The organism is Agromyces rhizosphaerae (assembly GCF_027925245.1).
Lineage (GTDB): Bacteria > Actinomycetota > Actinomycetes > Actinomycetales > Microbacteriaceae > Agromyces > Agromyces rhizosphaerae.
The window spans coordinates 3,517,295-3,538,530 of record NZ_BSDP01000001.1 but is presented as its reverse complement, the minus strand read 5'-3'; the positions used below and the strand labels follow the sequence as shown (position 1 = coordinate 3,538,530).

The window sequence follows — 21,236 nt, the reverse complement described above, 5'->3', positions numbered from 1 at the left end:
TTCCCCGCAGCAGGACGACCCGGATGGGAATCGGGGGCCGGGATCGGCCCGGAACGCAGATGGACGAAGAGATGGACGACCTGTCACGCATCCACACCCCGGTCATGCTCGAGCGGACCATCGAACTGCTCGAGCCCGCCGTCGCGCGCGCCGGGGCCGTGCTCGTGGACGCCACGCTCGGCATGGGCGGCCACACCGAGGCGCTGCTCGAGCGCTTCGACGGCCTCACCGTGATCGGCCTCGACCGCGACACCGACGCGCTCGGGATCGCCGCCGAGCGCCTCGCGCGGTTCGGCGACCGGCTCCGCCCGGTGCACACGGTGTACGACGGCATCCTCGACGCCGTCGCGGGCGAGGGCTTCAGCGCGGTCGACGGCATCCTCTTCGACCTCGGCGTCTCGTCGCTGCAGCTGGACCGCGCCGAACGCGGCTTCGCGTACGCCAAGGACGCGCCGCTCGACATGCGCATGGACGCGTCGGCCGGCATCACCGCCGCCGACGTCCTGGCGGAGTACGGCGAGGGCGACCTGCGCCGCATCTTCCAGGAGTACGGCGAGGAGAAGCTCGCCGCACGGTACGCCAGGGCGATCGTCCGGGCGCGCGCCGAGGCGCCGATCACGCGCTCGGGCCGCCTGGTGGAGATCCTGTCGGATGCCACGCCGGCGGCGCTGCAACGGGCGGGCCACCCCGCCAAGCGCGTCTTCCAGGCGCTGCGCATCGAGGTCAACGCCGAGCTGTCCGTGCTCGAGCACGCGATACCCGCCGCGCTCGATGCGCTGGCGGTGGGCGGGCGCATGGTCGTGCTCGCCTACCAGTCGCTCGAGGACCGCATCGTGAAGCGCACGCTCCAGGCGGCCACGACGTCGACCGCACCGCCCGGGCTGCCCATGGAGCTGCCCGAGCACCAGCCGAGGTTCCGACTGCTCACGAGGGGAGCCGAGCTCGCGAGCCCGGCCGAGCAGGAGGAGAACCCGCGCGCGAAGCCCGTCCGGCTGCGCGCGGTGGAACGCACGAGGGGGAACGCATGAGCGCACAGGTCCTGGGGCGCGCGAGGCCGGCCGAACGGCCCGCACCGCGCCCGCATCCCCGACTCCGGCCGGCTCCGGAGCCGGCGCCGCGTCGCGCCCGGCCCCGGCTCGCCTACGCCATCGTGGCGGTCGCCGGCGCCGCGCTCATCATCGCCGCGCAGCTGCTGCTGAGCGTCGCGGTCACCCAGGGCGCGTACGAGATCGACGCGCTCCAGGCGGAGCAGACCGAGCTCGCGCGCACCCACCAGCAGGTGGCCGAGGAGCTCGACCGCGTCGAGTCGCCCCAGTTCCTCGCGGCGAACGCGGAGTCGCTCGGCATGGTGCAGGACGCCGACCCGGTCTACCTGCGGCTGTCCGACGGCAAGGTGCTCGGCGAGCCCGTGCCCGCCGCGGCGTCCACGGCGGGGTCGTCGGCGTCGCTCGTGCCGAACTCGCTCATCTCGGGCGTCCCGCTCGTCACCGAGGAGCGCACCGCGAGCGCGGACGCCCCCTCCGGGGCGGCGCCCGCGCCCGTGACCGACCGCGAGGCGTCCGGCGCGGCGGCCGCGGCCGAGGCCGAGCCCGACGTACCGTCGTTCGAGGACGGGCTGCCCACGCCCAGCACACGCTGACCCGGGCCCGCGGAAGGGAGCGCACCCGTGACCACGAGCCGATCGCGCTCCCGGCGCGCCGTCGTGTTCGCCGCCGTGCTGCTCGGGCTGATCTCGGTGTTCGTCACGCGTCTCGTCGACATCCAGGTGGTGCGCGCGGCCTCGCTCAGCGAGCAGGCGACCGAGCTGCGCTCCGCGCCGAAGACCGTGTACGGCGCCCGCGGCGACATCCTCGACGCCGACGGCGTCGTGCTCGCCGACAGCGTCATGCGCTGGGACATCGCCCTGTCGCCGTCCAAGGCGAAGGCGGGCCCGATCGAGCGCGAGGTCGACGGCGAGACCGTCGACGTGCCGCTCGAGGAGACCGCGGAGGCGCTCGGGGCGGTCGTCGGCCTGACGGGCGACCAGGTGCTCGGCATCATCGAGGCCGCGCTCGCGGAGGACCCGGACTCCGACTTCGCGTACGTGTCGAAGCTGGTCGACGTGACGACCTACGAGGCCGTGCAGGCGCTCGACATCCCCTGGGTCGTCCCCTGGAGGCATCCGAGCCGCACCTACCCGAACGGGTCGGTCGCGGGGAACCTCATCGGCTTCACGGGAGACGACGGCGACGCCCTCGCCGGCCTCGAGCTGAGCGAGGACGCGTGCCTCGCCGGGCAGGACGGGCTCGAGCAGTACCTGTACGGCGCGGGCGACTACACGCCGATCCCCGACAGCACGGTGGTGCTCGAGGAGGCGAGGGACGGCGGCGACCTGAAGCTCACGATCGACTCCGACCTGCAGTGGTACGTGCAGCGGGTCGCTGCGGCCCAGGTCGCGGCGACCGGTGCGGCCTGGGCGACGGTGACCGTCATGGAGGTGGAGACGGGACGGCTGCTCGCCGTCGCCGACGTGCCGACGGTCGACCCCAACGACCCCGCCGCGTCGGACTCGTCCGACCGCGGCTCGCGGGCGTTCACGGCGTCGTTCGAGCCCGGCTCGACGTTCAAGACCCTCACGGCCGCGGCCGTCGTCGACGCGGGGGAGGACGAGCCGGGCGTCGTCGCGCCGTACCGCTACCTGCCGTCGAACGGCGCGAACATCAACGACAGCCACTTCCACGAGGACGAGCGCATGACCCTGACGGGCGTGCTGGTCGACTCGTCGAACACCGGCATGTCGCTGTTCGGCGAGCGCCTGTCGGACTCCGAGCGATTCGGGTACCTGGAGGCGTTCGGCATCGGTCAGTCGACGGAGGTCGGGTTCCTGGCCGAGGATCCGGGGATCCTGCACGACTGGCGGGACTGGGACAACCAGACCAAGTACACGACCATGTTCGGCCAGGGCCTCACGACCACGGCGGTGCAGATCGCGAGCGTCTACCAGACGATCGCCAACGGCGGCGTGCGCATGCCCGTGACCCTGGTCGAGGGCTGCGTGGGCGAGGACGGCGAGCTCACCGACGAGGCGCCCGCCGAGGGCACGCGCGTGATCTCGGAGAAGGCGGCCGCGAAGACCTCGCTCATGCTCGAGCAGGTGTACCGCGACGGCTGGCTCGCCGACCGCTGGAACGTCCCCGGGTACCGGGTCGCGGCGAAGACCGGAACCGCCCAGGTGCCCGACGGGAACGGCGGCTACCAGAGCGGCTACCTCGTCTCCGTGTCGGGCTTCGCGCCCGCCGACGACCCGGAGTTCGTCGTTTCGGTGAGCATCATGGATCCCGTTAAGATGAACTCGTCCGCCGCCTCGGCTCCCGTCTTCCAGGAGGTCATGAGCCAGGTGCTGAAGTCGAATCGGACGACTCCCTCCGGCGCTGAAGCGCCCGAACTGCCAGCGCACTGGTGAGAAAGCAGGACGATGCTCGCCCTGACGATCGATGAGGTCGCGCGCGCCGTCGACGGGCGACTCGTCGATGCCGCGCACGGCACCCGAGTCGTGGCGGGAGCGGTGCACACCGACTCCCGCGAGGTCGGCCCCGGCGACGTGTTCGTCTGCAAGCCCGGCGAGGTGACGGACGGGCACCGATTCGCACCCGACGCGGTCGCGGCCGGCGCCGAGCTCCTCATCGTCGAGCACCCGCTCGAGCTCGACGTGCCGCAGGTCGTGGTCGGGGACGCGGTCGTCGCGCTCGGCGCGCTGGCGACCGAGGTCGTGAGCAGGGTGCGCGCCTCGGGCGACCTGCGCGTGATCGGCATCACGGGGTCGAACGGGAAGACGACGACGAAGAACCTCCTGCGCGCGATCCTGTCGCCCGAGGGCGAGACCGTCGCCCCGCGGGGCTCGTACAACAACGAGGTCGGCGCGCCGGTCACCATGCTCGAGCTCACCGGGTCGACGAAGTACCTCGTCGCCGAGATGGGCGCATCGGGGGTGGGGCACATCGCGCGCCTCACGCGCATGGCGCGTCCCGACATCGGGGTCGTGCTGAAGGTCGGCCTCGCGCACGCCGGCGAGTTCGGCGGCATCGAGCAGACCGTGCTCGCGAAGGGCGAGATGGTCGAGGCGCTCGCCGACGACGGCGTCGCCGTGCTGAACGCCGACGACCCGCGCGTCGACGGCATGGCCGCCCGCACCCGCGCCCGCATCGTGCGCTTCGGCTTCGGCCCGAACGCGGACGTGCGTGCGAGCGACGTGGTCGCGCACGCGGGCGGCACCGACTTCCACGTCGAGGTCGCCGGTGTCGGCGGCGCCGACGTGCGCTTCCGGGTGCTCGGCGAGCACCACGTCATGAACGCGCTCGCGGCGATCGCGGTCGCGACCGAGCTCGGCCTCGCGCTCGACGACATCGTGCAGCGGCTCGAGTCGGTGACGCTCGCCGAGCGCTGGCGCATGCAGCTCATGGGCGGCCGAGACGGCATCACGGTCATCAACGACGCCTACAACGCGAGCCCCGACTCGATGGCCGCGGCGCTGAAGACGCTCGCGCAGCTCGGACGGGCCGGCGGACGCACGATCGCGGTGCTCGGGGAGATGAGCGAGCTCGGCGAGTTCTCGGGGGAGGAGCACGACCGCATCGGCCTGCAGGCGGTGCGGCTCGGCATCTCGCAGCTCGTGGTGGTGGGCGCGGGCGCGCGGCGCCTCCACATCACCGCGATCAACGAGGGGTCGTGGGACGGCGAGAGCACGTTCGTCGAGACCCCCGAGGAGGCCTTCGACCTCGTATCATCGATGGCCGGGCCCGGTGACACCGTGCTCGTGAAATCGTCGAACGCGGCGGGTCTGCGGCATCTCGGCGACCGATTGGGAGAATGGTTCGCGTGAGAACTCTGTTGACCGCCGGAGCGTTGTCGCTCTCCTTCACGCTGTTCCTCACGCCGCTGTTCATCCGGCTGTTCACGAAGCTGAACTGGGGCCAGTTCATCCGCGACGACGGTCCGAAGAGCCACCACGTCAAGCGCGGCACGCCCACGATGGGCGGCATCATCTTCATCCTGGGCACGCTGTTCGGGTACTTCACGGCGACCCTGCTGTTCGACGAGCCGCCGACCGCGTCGGGCCTGCTCGTGCTGCTGATGATGGTCGGGCTCGGCATCGTCGGATTCGTCGACGACTTCCTGAAGACGCGCAAGAAGCAGAGCCTCGGCCTCGGCGGCTGGGCCAAGATCGCCGGCCAGGTGATCGTCGCGGCGCTGTTCGCCCTGCTCGCGATCGGCTTCCCGAACTCGCAGGGCGTCACTCCCGCGTCGACGAGCATCTCGTTCATCCGCGACCTGCCGCTCGACTTCATGGTCTTCGGCACGATCGTCGGCGTCATCCTCTACGTGCTCTGGATCACGCTGCTGACGGCCGCCGCCTCGAACGCGGTGAACGTCACCGACGGGCTCGACGGCCTGGCCTCGGGCGCCTCGATCCTCGCGATCGGCTCCTTCGTCATCATCGGCTTCTGGCAGTTCAACCAGTCGTGCTTCTCGGAGAACCTCAACCCGAGCGACGGGTACCGCTGCTACGACGTGCGCGACCCGCTCGACATCGCGATCGTCGCGACCGCCATCGTCGGCGCGGTGCTCGGCTTCCTGTGGTGGAACACGAACCCGGCGAAGATCATCATGGGCGACACGGGCTCGCTCGCACTCGGCGGGGCGCTGGCGGCCCTCGCGGTCGTGAGCCGCACCGAGCTGCTGCTCATCCTCATCGGCGGCCTCTTCGTGATCGAGACCGGCTCGGTCATCGTGCAGCGGGCGTACTTCAAGCTCACGCGGGGCAAGCGCATCTTCCTGATGAGCCCGATCCACCACCACTTCGAGCTCAAGGGATGGGCCGAGGTCACGATCGTGGTGCGCTTCTGGATCATCGCCGGCCTGCTGGTCGCGGCCGGAGTCGGCACCTTCTACCTCGAATGGCTCGCCAACTGATGACGGATGCCTCCCGGCTCGACGGTCTCACGAGCTGGCGCTCCGACTGGTCGGGCCTGAGGGTCCTCGTCCTGGGCGCCGGGGTCACCGGCTTCGCCGCCGCCGACACGCTCGCCGAGCTCGGTGCCGAGGTGCTCGTGGTCGCGCCGAAGGTCGACGACGATCGCGTGCGCGTGCTCCAGGTGATCGGCGCGCGCCTGCTGCAGCATCCGCTCGATGCCGTGCCCGACGAGGTCGCCGCGTTCGACCCCGAGCTCGTGATCACCTCGCCCGGGTTCCACCCCGATCACCCGCTGCTCGAGTGGGCGGCGTCCGAGCAGGTCGCCGTCTGGGGCGACATCGAGCTCGCCTGGCGCGTGCGCGACAAGGTGGAGCCGGCGGCAGAGTGGATCCTCGTCACGGGCACCAACGGCAAGACCACCACGACCCAGCTCACCGCCACGATGCTCGCCGCCCACGGGCTGCGCGCCGCGCCCTGCGGCAACATCGGCGTGCCCGTGCTCGACGCGGTGCGCGACCCGGGCGGGTTCGACGTGCTCGTGGTCGAGCTCTCGAGCTACCAGTTGCACGCACTGCCGCTCACGGGTCCGGGGGCGCTGCACCCCGTGTCATCCGTCTGCCTGAACATCGCCGACGACCACCTCGACTGGCACGGCTCGGCCGAGGCCTACCGGGCCGCCAAGGCGAAGGTGTACGAGCATGTGCGCGTCGCGTGCGTGTACAACAAGTCGGATGCCGCGACGGAGCGGATGGTCCGCGAGGCCGACGTCGAGGAGGGCGCACGCGCCATCGGGTTTGACCTGGGCGTCCCGGGGCCGAGCGACTTCGGCATCGCCGAGGGCGTGCTCTGCGACCGCGCGTTCCTGGACGACCGGCGCAACACCGCGCTCGAGCTGACGACGCTCGACGAGCTCGCGCAGGCGGGCCTCGCGGCGCCGCACGTCGTGGCGAACATCCTCGCCGCGGCGGCGCTCGCCCGGTCGGTCGGCGTGCCGCCGGCGACCGTGCACGACGCCCTCGCGTCGTTCCGGCTCGACGCGCACCGCATCGAGCAGGTCGCGGCGGCCGACGGCGTCAGCTGGGTCGACGACTCGAAGGCGACCAACCCGCACGCGGCGCAGGCGTCGCTCGCGGCCTACCCGTCGGTGGTCTGGATCGTGGGCGGCCTGCTCAAGGGCGTCGACATCGACGCGCTCGTCGCAGGCCACGTCGACCGGCTGCGCGCCGTCGTCGTGATCGGCGTGGACCGTGCACCGCTGGTGGCGGCGTTCGCGCGACACGCCCCCGGGCTCGAGGTGGTCGAGGTCGACAGCGCCGACACTGGTGACGTGATGCGTCACGCGGTCGCCTCGGCCGCGGGCCTCGCACAGGCGGGGGACACCGTGCTCCTCGCACCGGCCGCGGCGTCGATGGACCAGTTCACCGACTACGCGGACCGGGGCCGGCGCTTCGCCGGCGCGGTGCACGAGTACCTGGGAGGTGAGGCGGATGACGGCTCCGCCCCACGCGCGCCCGGACACGCCGGCTGAGGATCGCCCCGGCGGCATCTCGGCGGCCCGCATCCGGCTCGGACGCATGTTCCGGGCCGAGTCGGCCAACTACTTCACCCTGCTCGGCACGACCGTCTTCCTGGTGGTCTTCGGACTGATCATGGTGCTCTCGTCGTCGACGGTCGACTCGTACATCGCCGACGAGGGCTTCTTCGGCGAGTTCATGCGCCAGGGCGTGTTCGTGCTGGTCGGCATCCCGCTCATGCTGCTGGTCAGCCGGCTGCCCCAGCGGTTCTGGATGCTCGTGGCCTGGCCGGCGCTGGCGGTCTCGTGCGGGCTCCAGGTGCTGGTGGTCGCCACCGACCTCGGCGTCACGGTCGGTGGCAACACGAACTGGCTGAACCTGTTCGGGTTCCAGTTCCAGCCGTCGGAGGCGATCAAGCTCGCGCTCGTGCTCTGGCTCGGGCTGATGACGACGCGCAAGGAGCAGGTGCTCGGCGAGTGGACCCGCGGCGTGCTGCCCATCCTGCTCATCGGCGGCGGCGCGATCGGGCTGGTGCTGCTCGGCGGCGACCTCGGCACGGTCATGATCATGGGCGGGATGCTGCTGGGCACCCTGTTCCTCATCGGCGTGCGCCTCCGGCTGCTGGTCGTACCGGTGCTGCTCGGCGCCGGGGCCTTCGCGATCGCGGCGGTCACGAGCGAGAACCGCATGCAGCGCATCGGCGCGTTCCTCAGCCACACCTGCGACGACTACATCAACTCGTGCTGGCAGACCGAGCACGGCACGTTCGCGCTCGCCAACGGCGGCGTCTTCGGAGTGGGCCTCGGCAACTCGACCGCGAAGTGGTCGTGGCTGCCGGCCGCCGACAACGACTTCATCTTCGCGATCATCGGCGAGGAACTGGGCCTCATCGGCGCGGTCGTGGTGCTCGGCCTGCTCGTGGTGCTCGCGATCGCGTTCGCCCGCATCATGCGACACGCGCCCACGATGTTCGGCCGCACCGTGACCGCCGCGATGCTCGTGTGGGTGATCGGGCAGGCGTGTGTCAATATCGGTGTCGTGCTCGGAGTCTTCCCCGTCCTCGGCGTCCCCCTTCCGCTCGTGTCCTCCGGCGGCACGGCCCTGCTGACGACCCTCGTCGGCATCGGCGTGGTGCTTTCGGTCGCGCGCGAGGCCGCACCGGCCCCCGCGCGGCAGCGGAAGCGGGCGACCGCGCGATGACGACCTACCTCCTCGCCGGCGGAGGCACCGCCGGCCACGTGAACCCGCTGCTCGCGGTCGCCGACCGGCTGCGCGAGCGCGACCCCGACGCGCAGGTGCTCGTGCTCGGCACCGCCGAGGGACTCGAGTCCCGCCTGGTGCCCGCGCGCGGCTACGAGCTGCTCACGATTCCGAAGGTGCCCTTCCCGCGTCGGCCGAACCGGGCCGCGGTCGCGTTCCCGTCGACGTTCCGGCGCAGCATCCGCACCGTTCGCGAACTCATCCGCGAGCACGGCGTCGACGTCGTGGTCGGGTTCGGCGGGTACGTCGCGACCCCCGCGTACCTCGCGGCGCGCGCCGAGAAGGTGCCGGTCGCGCTGCACGAGGCGAACGCGAAGCCGGGGCTCGCCAACCGGCTGGGCAGCCGCTTCGCCGCGACGGTGGGCGTCGCCTTCGAGGGCACGCCGCTGCACGAGGCGAGATTCGTCGGCATGCCGCTCCGGCGCGAGATCGAGCAGCTCGACCGCGCGGTCGCGCGGGCCGAGGCCGCAGAGTACTTCGGACTCGACGCCGGCCGACCCGTGCTGCTGGCGACCGGCGGCTCGCTCGGCGCGCGGCGGGTCAACGCGACCGTGGCGGGATCGGCCCTGGCGCTGCGCAGCACCGGCTGGCAGGTGCTGCACATCACCGGCCGCGCCTCGGAGGTCTCCGACCCGGGACTCGAGGGCTACCGCATGATCGACTACTGCGACCGCATGGACCTCGCGCTCGCGATCGCGGACTTCGCGCTCTCGCGTGCGGGCGCCGCGACGGTGAGCGAGCTCGCGGCCCTCGGCATCCCGGCCGTGTACGTGCCGTACCCGGTCGGCAACGGCGAGCAGCGGTTCAACGCCGCCGGCGTGGTCGAGGCGGGCGGCGGAATCCTCGTCGACGACGCCGACTTCGTGCCGAGCTGGGTCGATGCGCACGTCGTCCCCCTGCTCGCCGAGGGCAGCCGGGTGGCCGCGATGGCGTCGGCCGCGGCATCGGCCGGCGTCATCGACGGCACCGACCGCATGGTCGCGCTCGTCGACGAGGCGCTCGGCGCGGGAGCGCCCTGACCCGCCCGACGCGCGTAGCCTTGACCTCGGACGCGCACGCGTCGACCCGCCGACCAGAGAGAGCACATCGCACGTGACGATCAAGCCCGACACCTCCATCGAGATGCCCGAGACCATCGGCGCCGTCCACTTCGTCGGCATCGGCGGCGCGGGCATGAGCGGCATCGCGCGGCTCTTCCTCGGCGCGGGGCACCGGGTGACGGGAAGCGACGTGCGGGACTCCGACGCGGTGCGCGTGCTGCGCGAGCTCGGGGCCGAGGTCTCGATCGGGCACGATGCCGCGCACGTCGGCGACGCCGACACGGTCGTCGTGACGGGCGCGCTCTGGCAGGACAACCCGGAGTACCGGTACGCGCTCGAGCACGGCATCCCGGTGCTGCACCGCTCGCAGGCGCTGGCCTGGCTCATCCGCTCGCAGCGGCTCATCTCGGTGGCCGGTGCGCACGGCAAGACGACGTCGACCGGCATGATCATCACCGGGCTCATCGGCCTCGGGCAGGACCCGAGCTTCGTCAACGGCGGTGTCATCCAGGCGCTCGGCACGAGCTCGGCGCGCGGCTCGGGGGAGTGGTTCGTCGTCGAGGCCGACGAGTCCGACGGCTCGTTCCTGCTCTACGACACCTCCGTCGCGCTCGTGACCAACGTCGACCCCGACCACCTCGACCACTACGGCTCGTTCGAGGCGTTCGAGGACGCATTCGTCACCTTCGCCGACCGGGCGCGCGAGCTCGTCGTGATCTCCGCCGACGACCCCGGCGCACTGCGCGTCAAGGAGCGCCTCTCGCACCGGCGGGTACTCACCTTCGGCGAGGCCGACTCGGCCGACGTGCGCGTGCACTCGATCGTCGCCGAGGGCCCGGTGGAGTTCGCCATCGACCACGGGGGCGCGACCTACCGCACCCGACTGGCGGTGCCCGGCGTGCACAACGCCATCAACGCGGCCGGGGCGTTCGCGGTGCTGGTGGGGGTGGGCTTCCCGCCCGCGGAGACGCTCGCGGCGATCGCGGCGTTCGGCGGCACCGGCCGTCGGTTCGAGCTGCACGGCACGGTGGGGGGCGTGAGCGTCTACGACGACTACGCGCACCACCCGACCGAGGTCGCCGCCGCGCTGTCGGGCGCGCGCACGGTGGTGGGCGAGGGGCGCATCATCGCGGTGCACCAGCCGCACCTCTACAGCCGCACCCGCCTGTTCGCGGGCGAGTTCGCCGAGGTGCTCGAGACGCTCGCCGACGAGACCGTGGTGCTCGACGTGTACGGCGCCCGGGAGGACCCTGAGCCCGGCGTCACCGGCCAGCTGGTGGCCGACCGGTTCAACGACCCGTCCAAGGTGGCGTTCGTCGCCGACTGGCAGGAGGCCGCCGACCACACCGCGCGCATCGCGCGCGAGGGCGACTTCGTGATCACGCTCGGCTGCGGCGACGTGTACCGCATCGTCCCGCAGCTGCTGGGTTCGCTCGAGCGCGAGCGGGGCTGAGGATGCTTCCGGCGTGAGGCGTCCGCAGGGCTTCGACGGTCGGCCGCGCGGGGGTGCCGTCCCCGGCGCCGGCGCACGGCCGGGCGGGGCTCGCGGTGCGGACGCCCCGGAGGCCGGCGCGGACGGGGCCGGCGACACGGCGCCCCCGTCCGCTCCCGACCGGGCGCCCGCTCCGCCCCGCGCGCAGGCGCCCACTCGCGTGCCGTCCACCCGCGTGCGGCCCGTGCCGCCCGCGCCGGAGCCGTCGCCCGCCGCAGCCGATGCGCAGCTCACCGAACCGATCCCGCTGGTGCGACCCGGCACACTCGCGGACGCGCCGGCCCGGCAGATCGATGATCCGGTCGACCTCCCCGACGACGACGGCCACGCGTCGGGCGACGACCGGCCCACCGGCTGGCGGGCGCGCCGCGAGCTCCGGCGTGCGACGCGGCGGCGGAAGCGCTATGAGCGCCAGGAGATGCGCCGCTTCACGAAGCGCCAGCGCAACCGGCGCATCGCATGGGCCGCGGGCATCGGCAGCGTGCTGCTCGTCGTCGGCGGGCTGACGGCCGCCGCGTACTCGCCGCTCATGGCGGTGCAGGAGATCCAGGTCTCGGGCGCCGGCGAGCGGGTCACGGCCGAGGAGGTCGTCGCGGCGCTCGACGGGCAGCGCGGCACGCCGCTGCCGCTCGTGGACGATCGGGCGGTCGGCGAGGCACTCGCGGAGTTCTCCGCGATCCAGACCTGGGCGATCGAGCGGCGCCCGCCGGGCACCCTCGTGGTGCGCCTGGTGGAGCGCACGCCGATCGCGGTGGTCGCGGGCGGTGGCGGCTTCCGCGTCGTCGACGGCGCGGGCATCGTTCTCGAGGAGCAGCCCGCGAGGCCCGAGGGCCTGCCGCTCGTGGACGCGCAGGGCGGGCTCGCGGGCGACGGCTTCCGCGCGGCGAGCGCGGTGCTCCGCTCGCTGCCCGACGACCTGCGGGCGAGCGTGCTGTCGGCGTCCGCCTCGACCGCGGACGACGTGCGGCTCGAGCTCGCCGGCGGCGCGAGCGTGGTCTGGGGCAGCGCCGAGGAGTCGGTGCTGAAGGCCGCAGTGCTCGAGGCGCTCGTCGAGGCCGCGCCGCCGTCGACCGTCTCGCGCTACGACGTGTCGTCTCCGCGCAGCCCCGTCACGAGCTGACCCGGATCGCGACACGCGGCGCGTCGTGCGCCGATCGGGCACGGCCGCGCCTACCGTCGAGGTCAGGGAAATTGCATACTCGGCAAAACTTTAACCTTACACCTGAGGTTGAGACTTGAGAGTGACGCACGGAGGGCCGGACATGTCGACAAACCAGAACTACCTCGCTGTCATCAAGGTCGTCGGCATCGGCGGCGGTGGCGTGAACGCGGTCAATCGCATGATCGAGCTCGGCCTTCGCGGCGTCGAGTTCATCGCGATCAACACCGACGCCCAGGCGCTGCTCATGAGCGACGCCGACGTCAAGCTCGACGTCGGGCGCGACCTGACCCGCGGGCTCGGCGCGGGCGCCGACCCCGAGGTGGGCCGGCGTGCGGCCGAGGACCACGCGGAGGAGATCGAGGAGGCGCTGGCGGGCGCCGACATGGTCTTCGTGACCGCCGGCGAGGGCGGCGGCACCGGCACCGGCGGCGCTCCGGTCGTCGCGCGCATCGCGAAGTCGATCGGCGCGCTGACCATCGGTGTGGTCACGAAGCCGTTCAGCTTCGAGGGCAAGCGCCGGCAGACCCAGGCCGAGCAGGGCGTCGCGACCCTGAAGAACGAGGTCGACACCCTCATCGTGGTGCCGAACGACCGGCTCCTCGAGATCAGCGACCGGGGCATCTCGATGCTCGAGGCGTTCGCCACGGCCGACCAGGTGCTCCTCGCCGGTGTGCAGGGCATCACCGACCTGATCACCACGCCGGGCCTCATCAACCTGGACTTCGCCGACGTGAAGTCGGTCATGCAGGGCGCGGGTTCCGCGCTCATGGGCATCGGCTCGTCCCGCGGGGCCGACCGGGCGATCAAGGCGGCCGAGCTCGCGGTGGCGTCGCCACTGCTGGAGGCCTCGATCGACGGCGCGCACGGCGTGCTGCTGTCGATCCAGGGCGGGTCGAACCTCGGCATCTTCGAGATCAACGACGCGGCCCGGCTCGTGCAGGAGGCCGTGCACCCGGAGGCGAACATCATCTTCGGCGCGGTGATCGACGACACGCTCGGCGACGAGGTCCGCGTGACCGTCATCGCCGCCGGGTTCGACGGCGGCGAGCCGTCGCCGATCCGCGAGGAGCTGGAGGCCGGTGCCTTCGGCGCCGCGGGCGCGGGTGCGGCGGCGACGCAGGCGGAGGCCGAGATCTCGATCGAGGAGCTCGTCGAGAGCGCGTCCTGGTCCACGGCCGAGCAGCCGACGGCGACGGCCGACGCGATCGTCGGCGACCCGGCCTTCGACGAGCAGCCCGACGACCTCGACATCCCCGACTTCCTCAAGTGAGCGGCCGGGTCGGCGCGCGATGAGCGGCAGCCCCCTCGCCGCACGACTCGCGGCGGTCCGGAACCAGGTGGCGGATGCCGCGCGCGAGGCGGGTCGCGACCCCGACGGGATCACCACCATCGTGGTCACCAAGTTCCAGCCGGTGTCTCTCATCCGCGAGCTCGCGGAGCTGGGCGTGCGCGACGTCGGCGAGAACCGGCACCAGGAGGCCCAGGCGAAGGCGCGCGAGCTCGAGTCCCTCGGGCTCCGCTGGCACTTCGTCGGCCAGCTGCAGCGCAAGAAGGCGCGGCAGGTGCGCGCGTACGCGTCCGGGATCCACTCGGTCGACCGGGTCGAGCTCGTCGACGTGCTCGCCTCCGACGAGGCATCCGTCGACTGCTTCGTGCAGGTGAACCTCACCGACGATCCGGGGCGGGGCGGGGCGACGGGCGACGACGTGCTGCGCGTCGCCGAGGCCGCGCAGGCGGCCCCCGGGCTGCGACTGCGCGGGCTCATGGCGGTCGCACCGCTGGGGGAGGAGCCGGGTGCCGCGTTCGACCGTGTGCGGGAGATGTCCGAGCGCGTCGTCGCCGACGTCGCGCCCGGCGCGAGCGACCTGTCGATCGGCATGTCCGGCGATTTCCGCGAGGCCGTGCACGCGGGCGCGACACACCTTCGCATCGGCACCGCAATCACGGGAAATCGACCCGCGCCCGCTTAACCTCGAAGAGACGACGATACACGGAGGTCGCGATGTCCAACCCGCTTCGGAAGACGATGGTCTACCTCGGCCTCGCCGACGAGGAGTTCGAGCAGGAGACCCCCGAGGCTGCGCCGCAGCCGACGCAGGCGGCGCACGCCGCTCCGGCACCCAAGGGGGGCGGCGCCCCCGTGACCCCGCTGCGGAAGCCGACCGCGGCACCCACCCCGAGCCCACAGCAGGCGGACATGAACGAGATCCTCACCGTGCACCCCCGTCAGTACCGCGACGCCCAGGTCATCGCCGAGTCGTTCCGCGACGGCGTGCCGGTCATCATCAACCTCTCCCAGATGTCGGACGGCGACGCCCGGCGGCTGATCGACTTCGCGAGTGGCCTTTCGCAGGGCCTCCATGGCAAGATCGAGCGCGTGACGAACAAGGTGTTCCTGCTCTCGCCCGCCCACGTCGTGGTGTCGGGTGAGTCCAGCGAGGTCGAGAGCGACGTCGAGGCGTCGTTCTTCTCCCACGCCTGACCCGCCGTGGGTGCCATCGCGTTCATCGCGACCCTCCTGTACTACGTCCTGCTCATCTACTTCTTCACGATGTGGGCGCGGTTCGTGCTCGACCTCGTGCGCACGTTCAACCGTTCGTGGCGCCCGCAGGGGGCCTGGCTCGTCGTGGTCGAGCTGGTGTACACGGTGACCGATCCGCCGGTGAAGTTCTTCCGTCGCGTCGTGCCGCCGTTGCGCGTCGGGCAGGTCGCATTCGACTTCGGCTGGAGCATCGCGATGCTCGTCGTCATCGTGCTGCTGTGGATCGTCGGCGGCATCTCGCGCCTCGCCTGACCATCCCCTGCGAACCGTGACGCAGTACCACGATCCGGGCCGCGCGGTCCGCGCACCGTTTGCTACCGTTAGCTGAACGTGATCAGACAGATCGAGCATTGTGAGGTTGGAACGCCATGGCGCTAACTCCCGAAGACGTGGTCAACAAGCGGTTCCAGGCGACGAAGTTCCGCGAGGGCTACGATCAGGATGAGGTCGACGACTTCCTCGATGAGGTGGTCGTCGAGCTGCGCCGGCTCAACCAGGAGAACGACGAGCTGCGCCAGCGGCTCGCGCAGGCCGAGGCGAAGGCCGCCCAGCAGCCCGCACCGGCTCCCGCGCCCGCCCCGGCACCGGCTCCCGCTCCGGCCTACGCCGAGCCCGCGCCCCAGCCGCCCACGGTCGCGGTTCCCGCGCCGCCCGCCCCGGTCTCCGAGGTCGACGAGCAGACCAGCACCACCAACCTGCTGCAGCTCGCGCGTCGCCTCCACGAGGAGCATGTGCGCGAGGGCATCGAGAAGCGCGACGCACTGATCGCCGAGGGCCACGCCACGGCCGCGCGCGTTGTCGCCGAGGCAGAGGCCAAGCAGCGTGCGCAGATCGGCCAGCTCGACCAGGAGCGCGCCGCGATCGAGAAGCGCGTCGACGAGCTCCGCTCGTTCGAGCGCGACTACCGCCAGAAGCTCAAGTCGTACATCGAGGGCCAGCTGCGCGACCTCGACCAGGCCGCGCCGGTCAGCTCGGGCGTGCCCGCGCAGGGCGGCTACGCGCCGATGAGCGCCGGTGCGGTCGACGCACCGCCGCAGGCACCGACGTACCAGGCCTTTGGAGGCTGAGGCCCGGCGCTCCGCGCAGGTCCGAATCAGCGCACTGGTCCTGCTCGTCGCGATCGCCGCGACGATCTACGGGCTCGACTACCTCACGAAGCAACTCGTCGTCACGAACCTCACCGAGGGGGAGATCGTCCCCGTGCTGGGGCCGGTGCTCCAGTGGCAGTTCGTCCGCAACCCGGGTGCCGCGTTCTCGATCGCGAGCGGAATGACGTGGATCTTCACGATCCTCGCCGCCGGCGTGCTCACCTTCATCATCTGGTTCGCCCGCCGCATCCGCTCGCTCCTCTGGGCAGTGGTCTTCGGACTGCTGCTCGGTGGCGTGCTCGGCAACCTGACCGACCGGCTCACGCGTGAGCCGGGCTTCGGCCTCGGCCACGTGATCGACTTCATCTCGACCCCGTGGATGCTGCCGGCGATCTACAACGTCGCCGACATCGGCGTCGTGTCGAGCATGGTGCTGTTCCTGTTCCTCACCATCCGCGGCATCGGCCTCGACGGCGAGCGCGAGGTGCGGCCGGCGCGCGGCGCAGCCGACGACGAGGCGGAGGGCGCAGCCGAGCCGGCCGAGGGCGCCGAGGCGGCCGAGGGCGCCGAGGCGTCGGAGGGCTCCGAGCAGTCCGCCGACTCCGAGCGGTCCGACGACGCCATCGAGGAGCTCTTCGGCGAGCCGGAGGAGCCCGAGACGCCGGCGAGCGCGCCGGACTCCCGCGAGGACTGACATGGAGCATCGGATGCTGCCGGTGCCCGACGGGCTCGACGGCGTGCGCGTCGATGCGGGCCTGGCGAAGCTGCTCGGGTTCTCGCGCACGCTCGCGGCCGAGATCGCCGGGGGCGGCGGCGTGCGCCTCGACGGCGTCGAGGCCGGCAAGTCCGACCGCCTGCGCGGCGGGGCGATGCTCGAGGTGTCGTGGGAGCCGCCGCGGGCGCCGACGGTCGAGCCGATCGTCGTGCCCGACCTCGGCATCGTGCACGACGACGACGACATCGTGGTGATCGACAAACCGGCGGGGGTCGCGGCGCACCCCTCGCTCGGCTGGGAGGGCCCGACCGTGGTCGGCGCCCTCGCCGCGGCGGGCTTCCGCATCTCCACCTCCGGCGCCCCCGAGCGTCAGGGCGTGGTGCACCGGCTCGACGCGGGCACCTCGGGCCTGATGGTGGTCGCGAAGTCCGAGTCCGCGTACACCGCGCTGAAGCGCGCGTTCCACGACCGCGAGGTCGACAAGGTGTACCACGCGCTCGTGCAGGGCCTGCCCGATCCGCTCCGCGGCACGATCGATGCGCCGATCGGCCGGCACCCGAGGTCCGACTGGAAGTTCGCGGTCACCGCGGCGGGCAAGCACGCCGTGACCCACTACGAGACGATCGAGGCGTTCCCGTACGCGTCGCTCGTCGAGGTGCACCTGGAGACGGGTCGCACGCACCAGATCCGCGTGCACATGGCCGCCCAGCGGCATCCGTGCACCGGCGACGCCATGTACGGGGCCGACCCCACCCTGAGCGCCCGCCTCGGCCTCACGAGGCAGTGGCTGCACGCGGTCGAACTGTCGTTCGCGCACCCGGCGAACGGCGAGTGGGTCACGTTCCGATCCGACTACCCGGCCGACCTCGCGCACGCGCTCGATGTCGTGCGGCACGATTAGTCTTCGAACACCCACTCGCACCTCAGACCCCACCGGGAGCGCCGTGACCGACGATGGCTTCGTCCACCTCCACGTCCACACCGAGTACTCGATGCTCGACGGGGCGGCCCGGGTGGGCGAGCTCGTGGCCGCGGCGAAGGAGCAGGGCCAGCCGGCCATCGCGATGACCGACCACGGCAACGTGTTCGGCGCCTACGACTTCTGGAAGCAGGCGACGGATGTCGGCATCAAGCCGATCATCGGCACCGAGGCGTACCTCACGCCGGGCACGGCACGCGGCGACAAGACCCGCGTGCGCTGGGGGAACGGCGGCGGCGACGACGTCTCGGGCGCCGGCGCGTACACGCACATGACCCTGCTCGCCGAGAACACCGCGGGCATGCACAACCTCTTCCGCCTCAACTCGCTGGCGTCGATCGAGGGCTACTACTTCAAGCCGCGCATGGACCGTGAGCTGCTCGAGACCTACGGGTCGGGGCTCATCGCGACCACGGGATGCCCGTCGGGCGAGGTGCAGACGCGCCTGCGCCTCGGCCAGTACGACGAGGCGGTGCGGGCCGCCGCCGACTTCCGCGACATCTTCGGCAAGGAGAACTTCTTCTGCGAGGTCATGGACCACGGCCTCGGCATCGAGCGCCGCATCCAGGGCGACCTGATCCGGCTCGCGAGGGAGCTCGACCTGCCGCTCGTCGCCACGAACGACCTGCACTACACGCACGCGCACGACGCGAAGAGCCACGCGGCGCTGCTGTGCGTGCAGTCCGGGTCGACGCTCGACGACCCCAACCGGTTCAAGTTCGACGCGGACGACTTCTACCTGCGCACCGCCGCCGAGATGCGGCGCACCTGGAGTGAGTACCCCGAGGCGTGCGACAACACGCTGCTGATCGCCGAGCGCTGCGAGGTGGAGTTCAACACGAGCGCGAACTACATGCCGCGCTTCCCGGTGCCCGCGGGGGAGAACGAGGAGAGCTGGTTCGTCAAGGAGGTCGAGAAGGGCCTGCACGAGCGCTACCCGGGCGGCATCCCCGATGCCGTGCGGAAGCAGGCCGACTACGAGGTCGGCGTCATCGTGCAGATGGGCTTCCCCGGCTACTTCCTCGTCGTCGCCGACTTCATCAACTGGTCGAAGGACCACGGCATCCGCGTCGGCCCGGGCCGCGGGTCGGGTGCCGGCTCGATGGCCGCGTACGCGATGAAGATCACCGACCTCGACCCGCTGCAGCACGGGCTCATCTTCGAGCGGTTCCTGAACCCCGACCGCGTCTCGATGCCCGACTTCGACGTGGACTTCGACGAGCGTCGTCGCGGCGAGGTCATCAAGTACGTCACCGACAAGTACGGCGACGAGCGCGTCGCGCAGATCGTCACCTACGGCACGATCAAGGCGAAGCAGGCGCTGAAGGACTCCTCGCGCGTGCTCGGCTTCCCGTTCGGCATGGGGGAGAAGCTCACCAAGGCGATGCCGCCGGCCGTGATGGGCAAGGACATCCCGCTCTCGGGGATCTTCGACCGCGACCACCCGCGGTACAAGGAGGCGGGCGACATCCGCGCCCTCATCGAGACCGACCCGGAGGCGAAGACCGTCTTCGACACCGCGGTCGGGCTCGAGAACCTGAAGCGCCAGTGGGGCGTGCACGCCGCGGGCGTGATCATGTCGAGCGAGCCGCTGATCGACATCATCCCGATCATGAAGCGCGAGCAGGACGGCCAGATCGTCACGCAGTTCGACTACCCCGCGTGCGAGTCGCTCGGCCTCATCAAGATGGACTTCCTGGGGCTGCGCAACCTCACGATCATCGACGACGCGCTCGACAACATCGAGGCCAACCGCGGGTTCCGCCCGGTGCTGGAGGACCTGGCGCTCGACGACCGCGCGGCCTACGAGCTCCTCGGCCGCGGCGACACGCTCGGCGTCTTCCAGCTCGACGGCGGGCCGATGCGCTCGCTGCTGCGACTCATGAAGCCCGACAACTTCGAGGACATCTCGGCGGTCATCGCCCTCTACCGTCCGGGCCCGATGGGCGCGAACTCGCACACCAACTACGCGCTGCGCAAGAACGGGCAGCAGGAGATCACGCCGATCCACCCGGAGCTCGCGGAGCCGCTGAAGGACATCCTCGACACCAGCTACGGCCTCATCATCTACCAGGAGCAGGTGATGGCCATCGCGCAGAAGGTGGCCGGCTTCAGCCTCGGCCAGGCCGACATCCTGCGGCGAGCGATGGGCAAGAAGAAGAAGTCCGAGCTCGACAAGCAGTACGCGGGCTTCCAGCAGGGCATGCACGACAACGGCTACTCGGATGCCGCGGTGAAGACGCTGTGGGACATCCTGCTGCCGTTCTCCGACTACGCCTTCAACAAGGCGCACTCCGCCGCGTACGGCGTGCTGAGCTACTGGACCGCGTACCTCAAGGCGCACTACCCGGCCGAGTACATGGCCGCGCTGCTGACCAGCGTCGGCGACGCGCGCGACAAGCTCGCGATGTACCTCAACGAGTGCCGCCGCATGGGCATCAAGGTGCTGCCGCCCGACGTGAACGAGTCGATCGGCTTCTTCGCGGCGGTCGGCGAGGACATCCGCTTCGGGCTCGGCGCGGTGCGCAACGTGGGCTTCAACGTCGTCGAGGCGATCCGGGGCGCGCGGGAGGAGCAGGGCCGGTTCGAGTCGTTCCACGACTTCCTGAAGAAGGTGCCGATCCCGGTCGCGAACAAGCGCACGGTCGAGTCGCTCGCGAAGGCGGGCGCGTTCGACTCGCTCGGACACACTCGGCGCGCGCTGGTGGAGATCCACGAGTCCGCGGTCGAGTCGGCGGTGAAGGACAAGCGCGCCGAGGCGAACGGCGATGTCGGGTTCGACTTCGACAGCCTGTTCGAGGAGGACGAGCGCGCGCCCGTGGCGCAGGTGCCGGAACGGCCGGAGTGGACCAAGCGCGACAAGCTCGCGTTCGAGCGCGAGATGCTCGGGCTCTACGTCTCCGACCACCCGCTCGCGGGTCTCGAGGTGCCGCTCGCCAAGCACGCCTCCACGACGATCACCGACCTGGTCTCATCGGATGCCACGCAGGACGGCGACACCGCGACGATCGCGGGGCTCGTGACGAGCGTGCAGCACCGCGTCGCCCGCTCGAGCGGCAACCAGTACGGCATGATCCAGGTCGAGGACTTCTCGGGCGAGCTCACGGTCATGTTCATGGGCAAGGCGTACCAGGAGTTCTCGCCCGACCTGCAGGCCGACCGCATCGCGGTCGTGCGCGGCCGGGTGAGCATGCGCGACGACGGCATGAACCTGCACGCGTACAGCATCGTGCTGCCCGAGCTCGGGCAGGACGACGAGTCGGGGCCCGTGGTGATCACCCTGCCCGACCAGCGCGCGACGACCGACACCGTCACGGCGCTCGGGGAGGTGCTCGGCCGTCACTCCGGCGCGACCGAGGTGCACCTGAAGCTCGTGAAGGGCGGCACGGCACGCGTGTTCGAGCTGCCGTTCCCGGTGCGCGTCACGCCCGACCTGTACGGCGAGCTGAAGAGCCTGCTCGGTCCGAACTGCCTGGTCTGAGCGCGCCCGGCGG

18 protein-coding genes are annotated in these 21,236 nt (G+C 71.5%); all 18 read left to right on the top strand.

Going from position 1 to position 21,236, the window contains the following annotated elements:
• Window positions 1–59 precede the first annotated feature (59 nt).
• The gene (gene rsmH / locus QMG39_RS16735; protein WP_281886966.1) at window positions 60–1,028 is read left to right on the top strand and encodes a 16S rRNA (cytosine(1402)-N(4))-methyltransferase RsmH; all 969 of its coding nucleotides are present in this window, start codon (window positions 60–62) and stop codon (window positions 1,026–1,028) included.
• Window positions 1,025–1,639: a cell division protein FtsL gene (gene ftsL, locus QMG39_RS16730; protein ID WP_281886964.1), complete on the top strand. Its 615-nt coding sequence runs from the start codon at window positions 1,025–1,027 to the stop codon at window positions 1,637–1,639. Before rsmH ends, ftsL begins: the two co-directional genes overlap by 4 nt.
• A gap of 27 nt (window positions 1,640–1,666) precedes the next feature.
• Window positions 1,667–3,442, top strand: a complete 1,776-nt coding sequence (locus QMG39_RS16725) for a peptidoglycan D,D-transpeptidase FtsI family protein (RefSeq protein ID WP_281886962.1) — start codon at window positions 1,667–1,669, stop codon at window positions 3,440–3,442.
• A 12-nt stretch (window positions 3,443–3,454) separates the two neighbouring features.
• The gene (locus tag QMG39_RS16720) at window positions 3,455–4,858 is read left to right on the top strand and encodes a UDP-N-acetylmuramoyl-tripeptide--D-alanyl-D-alanine ligase (protein WP_281886960.1); all 1,404 of its coding nucleotides are present in this window, start codon (window positions 3,455–3,457) and stop codon (window positions 4,856–4,858) included.
• A complete protein-coding gene (gene mraY, locus QMG39_RS16715; protein WP_281886958.1) occupies window positions 4,855–5,949 on the top strand; it encodes a phospho-N-acetylmuramoyl-pentapeptide-transferase in 1,095 nt (364 codons plus the stop codon). The genes QMG39_RS16720 and mraY overlap by 4 nt, the downstream gene beginning before the upstream one ends.
• The gene (murD, locus tag QMG39_RS16710) at window positions 5,934–7,478 is read left to right on the top strand and encodes a UDP-N-acetylmuramoyl-L-alanine--D-glutamate ligase (RefSeq protein ID WP_281886956.1); all 1,545 of its coding nucleotides are present in this window, start codon (window positions 5,934–5,936) and stop codon (window positions 7,476–7,478) included. Before mraY ends, murD begins: the two co-directional genes overlap by 16 nt.
• Window positions 7,438–8,664 carry a putative lipid II flippase FtsW gene (ftsW, locus tag QMG39_RS16705; protein WP_281886954.1) on the top strand — a complete coding sequence of 409 codons (1,227 nt, stop codon included), beginning with the start codon at window positions 7,438–7,440 and terminating at the stop codon, window positions 8,662–8,664. Before murD ends, ftsW begins: the two co-directional genes overlap by 41 nt.
• Window positions 8,661–9,743, top strand: a complete 1,083-nt coding sequence (locus QMG39_RS16700) for a UDP-N-acetylglucosamine--N-acetylmuramyl-(pentapeptide) pyrophosphoryl-undecaprenol N-acetylglucosamine transferase (protein WP_281886952.1) — start codon at window positions 8,661–8,663, stop codon at window positions 9,741–9,743. The genes ftsW and QMG39_RS16700 overlap by 4 nt, the downstream gene beginning before the upstream one ends.
• A gap of 103 nt (window positions 9,744–9,846) precedes the next feature.
• A complete protein-coding gene (murC, locus tag QMG39_RS16695) occupies window positions 9,847–11,217 on the top strand; it encodes a UDP-N-acetylmuramate--L-alanine ligase (RefSeq protein WP_281887333.1) in 1,371 nt (456 codons plus the stop codon).
• 199 nt (window positions 11,218–11,416) lie between these two features.
• Window positions 11,417–12,376, top strand: a complete 960-nt coding sequence (locus tag QMG39_RS16690; protein WP_281886951.1) for a cell division protein FtsQ/DivIB — start codon at window positions 11,417–11,419, stop codon at window positions 12,374–12,376.
• 142 nt (window positions 12,377–12,518) lie between these two features.
• Window positions 12,519–13,688: a cell division protein FtsZ gene (ftsZ, locus tag QMG39_RS16685; protein ID WP_281886949.1), complete on the top strand. Its 1,170-nt coding sequence runs from the start codon at window positions 12,519–12,521 to the stop codon at window positions 13,686–13,688.
• A 19-nt stretch (window positions 13,689–13,707) separates the two neighbouring features.
• Window positions 13,708–14,388 carry a YggS family pyridoxal phosphate-dependent enzyme gene (locus QMG39_RS16680; RefSeq protein WP_281886947.1) on the top strand — a complete coding sequence of 227 codons (681 nt, stop codon included), beginning with the start codon at window positions 13,708–13,710 and terminating at the stop codon, window positions 14,386–14,388.
• 32 nt (window positions 14,389–14,420) lie between these two features.
• On the top strand, window positions 14,421–14,900 hold the full coding sequence (locus QMG39_RS16675; protein WP_281886945.1) for a cell division protein SepF: 480 nt from the start codon (window positions 14,421–14,423) through the stop codon (window positions 14,898–14,900).
• 6 nt (window positions 14,901–14,906) lie between these two features.
• Window positions 14,907–15,212 carry a YggT family protein gene (locus tag QMG39_RS16670; protein ID WP_281886943.1) on the top strand — a complete coding sequence of 102 codons (306 nt, stop codon included), beginning with the start codon at window positions 14,907–14,909 and terminating at the stop codon, window positions 15,210–15,212.
• A gap of 116 nt (window positions 15,213–15,328) precedes the next feature.
• Window positions 15,329–16,027: a DivIVA domain-containing protein gene (locus QMG39_RS16665; RefSeq protein ID WP_281886941.1), complete on the top strand. Its 699-nt coding sequence runs from the start codon at window positions 15,329–15,331 to the stop codon at window positions 16,025–16,027.
• Window positions 16,017–16,742, top strand: a complete 726-nt coding sequence (lspA, locus tag QMG39_RS16660) for a signal peptidase II (RefSeq protein ID WP_309298784.1) — start codon at window positions 16,017–16,019, stop codon at window positions 16,740–16,742. The genes QMG39_RS16665 and lspA overlap by 11 nt, the downstream gene beginning before the upstream one ends.
• 1 nt (window position 16,743) lies before the next feature.
• Window positions 16,744–17,664: an RluA family pseudouridine synthase gene (locus QMG39_RS16655; RefSeq protein ID WP_281886940.1), complete on the top strand. Its 921-nt coding sequence runs from the start codon at window positions 16,744–16,746 to the stop codon at window positions 17,662–17,664.
• Window positions 17,665–17,755: 91 nt separating this feature from the next.
• Window positions 17,756–21,223, top strand: a complete 3,468-nt coding sequence (dnaE, locus tag QMG39_RS16650) for a DNA polymerase III subunit alpha (protein WP_373878357.1) — start codon at window positions 17,756–17,758, stop codon at window positions 21,221–21,223.
• Window positions 21,224–21,236 lie beyond the last annotated feature (13 nt).

Excerpts from the sequence above, each read along its gene's own strand:
- dnaE (WP_373878357.1), top strand. The coding sequence starts at position 17,756 with ATGCTCGACGGGGCGGCCCGGGTGGGCGAGCTCGTGGCCGCGGCGAAG.
- murC (WP_281887333.1), top strand. The coding sequence starts at position 9,847 with ATGCCCGAGACCATCGGCGCCGTCCACTTCGTCGGCATCGGCGGCGCG.
- QMG39_RS16720 (WP_281886960.1), top strand. The coding sequence starts at position 3,455 with ATGCTCGCCCTGACGATCGATGAGGTCGCGCGCGCCGTCGACGGGCGA.
- ftsW (WP_281886954.1), top strand. The coding sequence starts at position 7,438 with ATGACGGCTCCGCCCCACGCGCGCCCGGACACGCCGGCTGAGGATCGC.
- ftsZ (WP_281886949.1), top strand. The coding sequence starts at position 12,519 with ATGTCGACAAACCAGAACTACCTCGCTGTCATCAAGGTCGTCGGCATC.
- QMG39_RS16700 (WP_281886952.1), top strand. The coding sequence starts at position 8,661 with ATGACGACCTACCTCCTCGCCGGCGGAGGCACCGCCGGCCACGTGAAC.
- rsmH (WP_281886966.1), top strand. The coding sequence starts at position 60 with ATGGACGAAGAGATGGACGACCTGTCACGCATCCACACCCCGGTCATG.
- murD (WP_281886956.1), top strand. The coding sequence starts at position 5,934 with ATGGCTCGCCAACTGATGACGGATGCCTCCCGGCTCGACGGTCTCACG.
- QMG39_RS16665 (WP_281886941.1), top strand. The coding sequence starts at position 15,329 with ATGGCGCTAACTCCCGAAGACGTGGTCAACAAGCGGTTCCAGGCGACG.
- QMG39_RS16680 (WP_281886947.1), top strand. The coding sequence starts at position 13,708 with ATGAGCGGCAGCCCCCTCGCCGCACGACTCGCGGCGGTCCGGAACCAG.
- QMG39_RS16675 (WP_281886945.1), top strand. The coding sequence starts at position 14,421 with ATGTCCAACCCGCTTCGGAAGACGATGGTCTACCTCGGCCTCGCCGAC.
- ftsL (WP_281886964.1), top strand. The coding sequence starts at position 1,025 with ATGAGCGCACAGGTCCTGGGGCGCGCGAGGCCGGCCGAACGGCCCGCA.
- QMG39_RS16655 (WP_281886940.1), top strand. The coding sequence starts at position 16,744 with ATGGAGCATCGGATGCTGCCGGTGCCCGACGGGCTCGACGGCGTGCGC.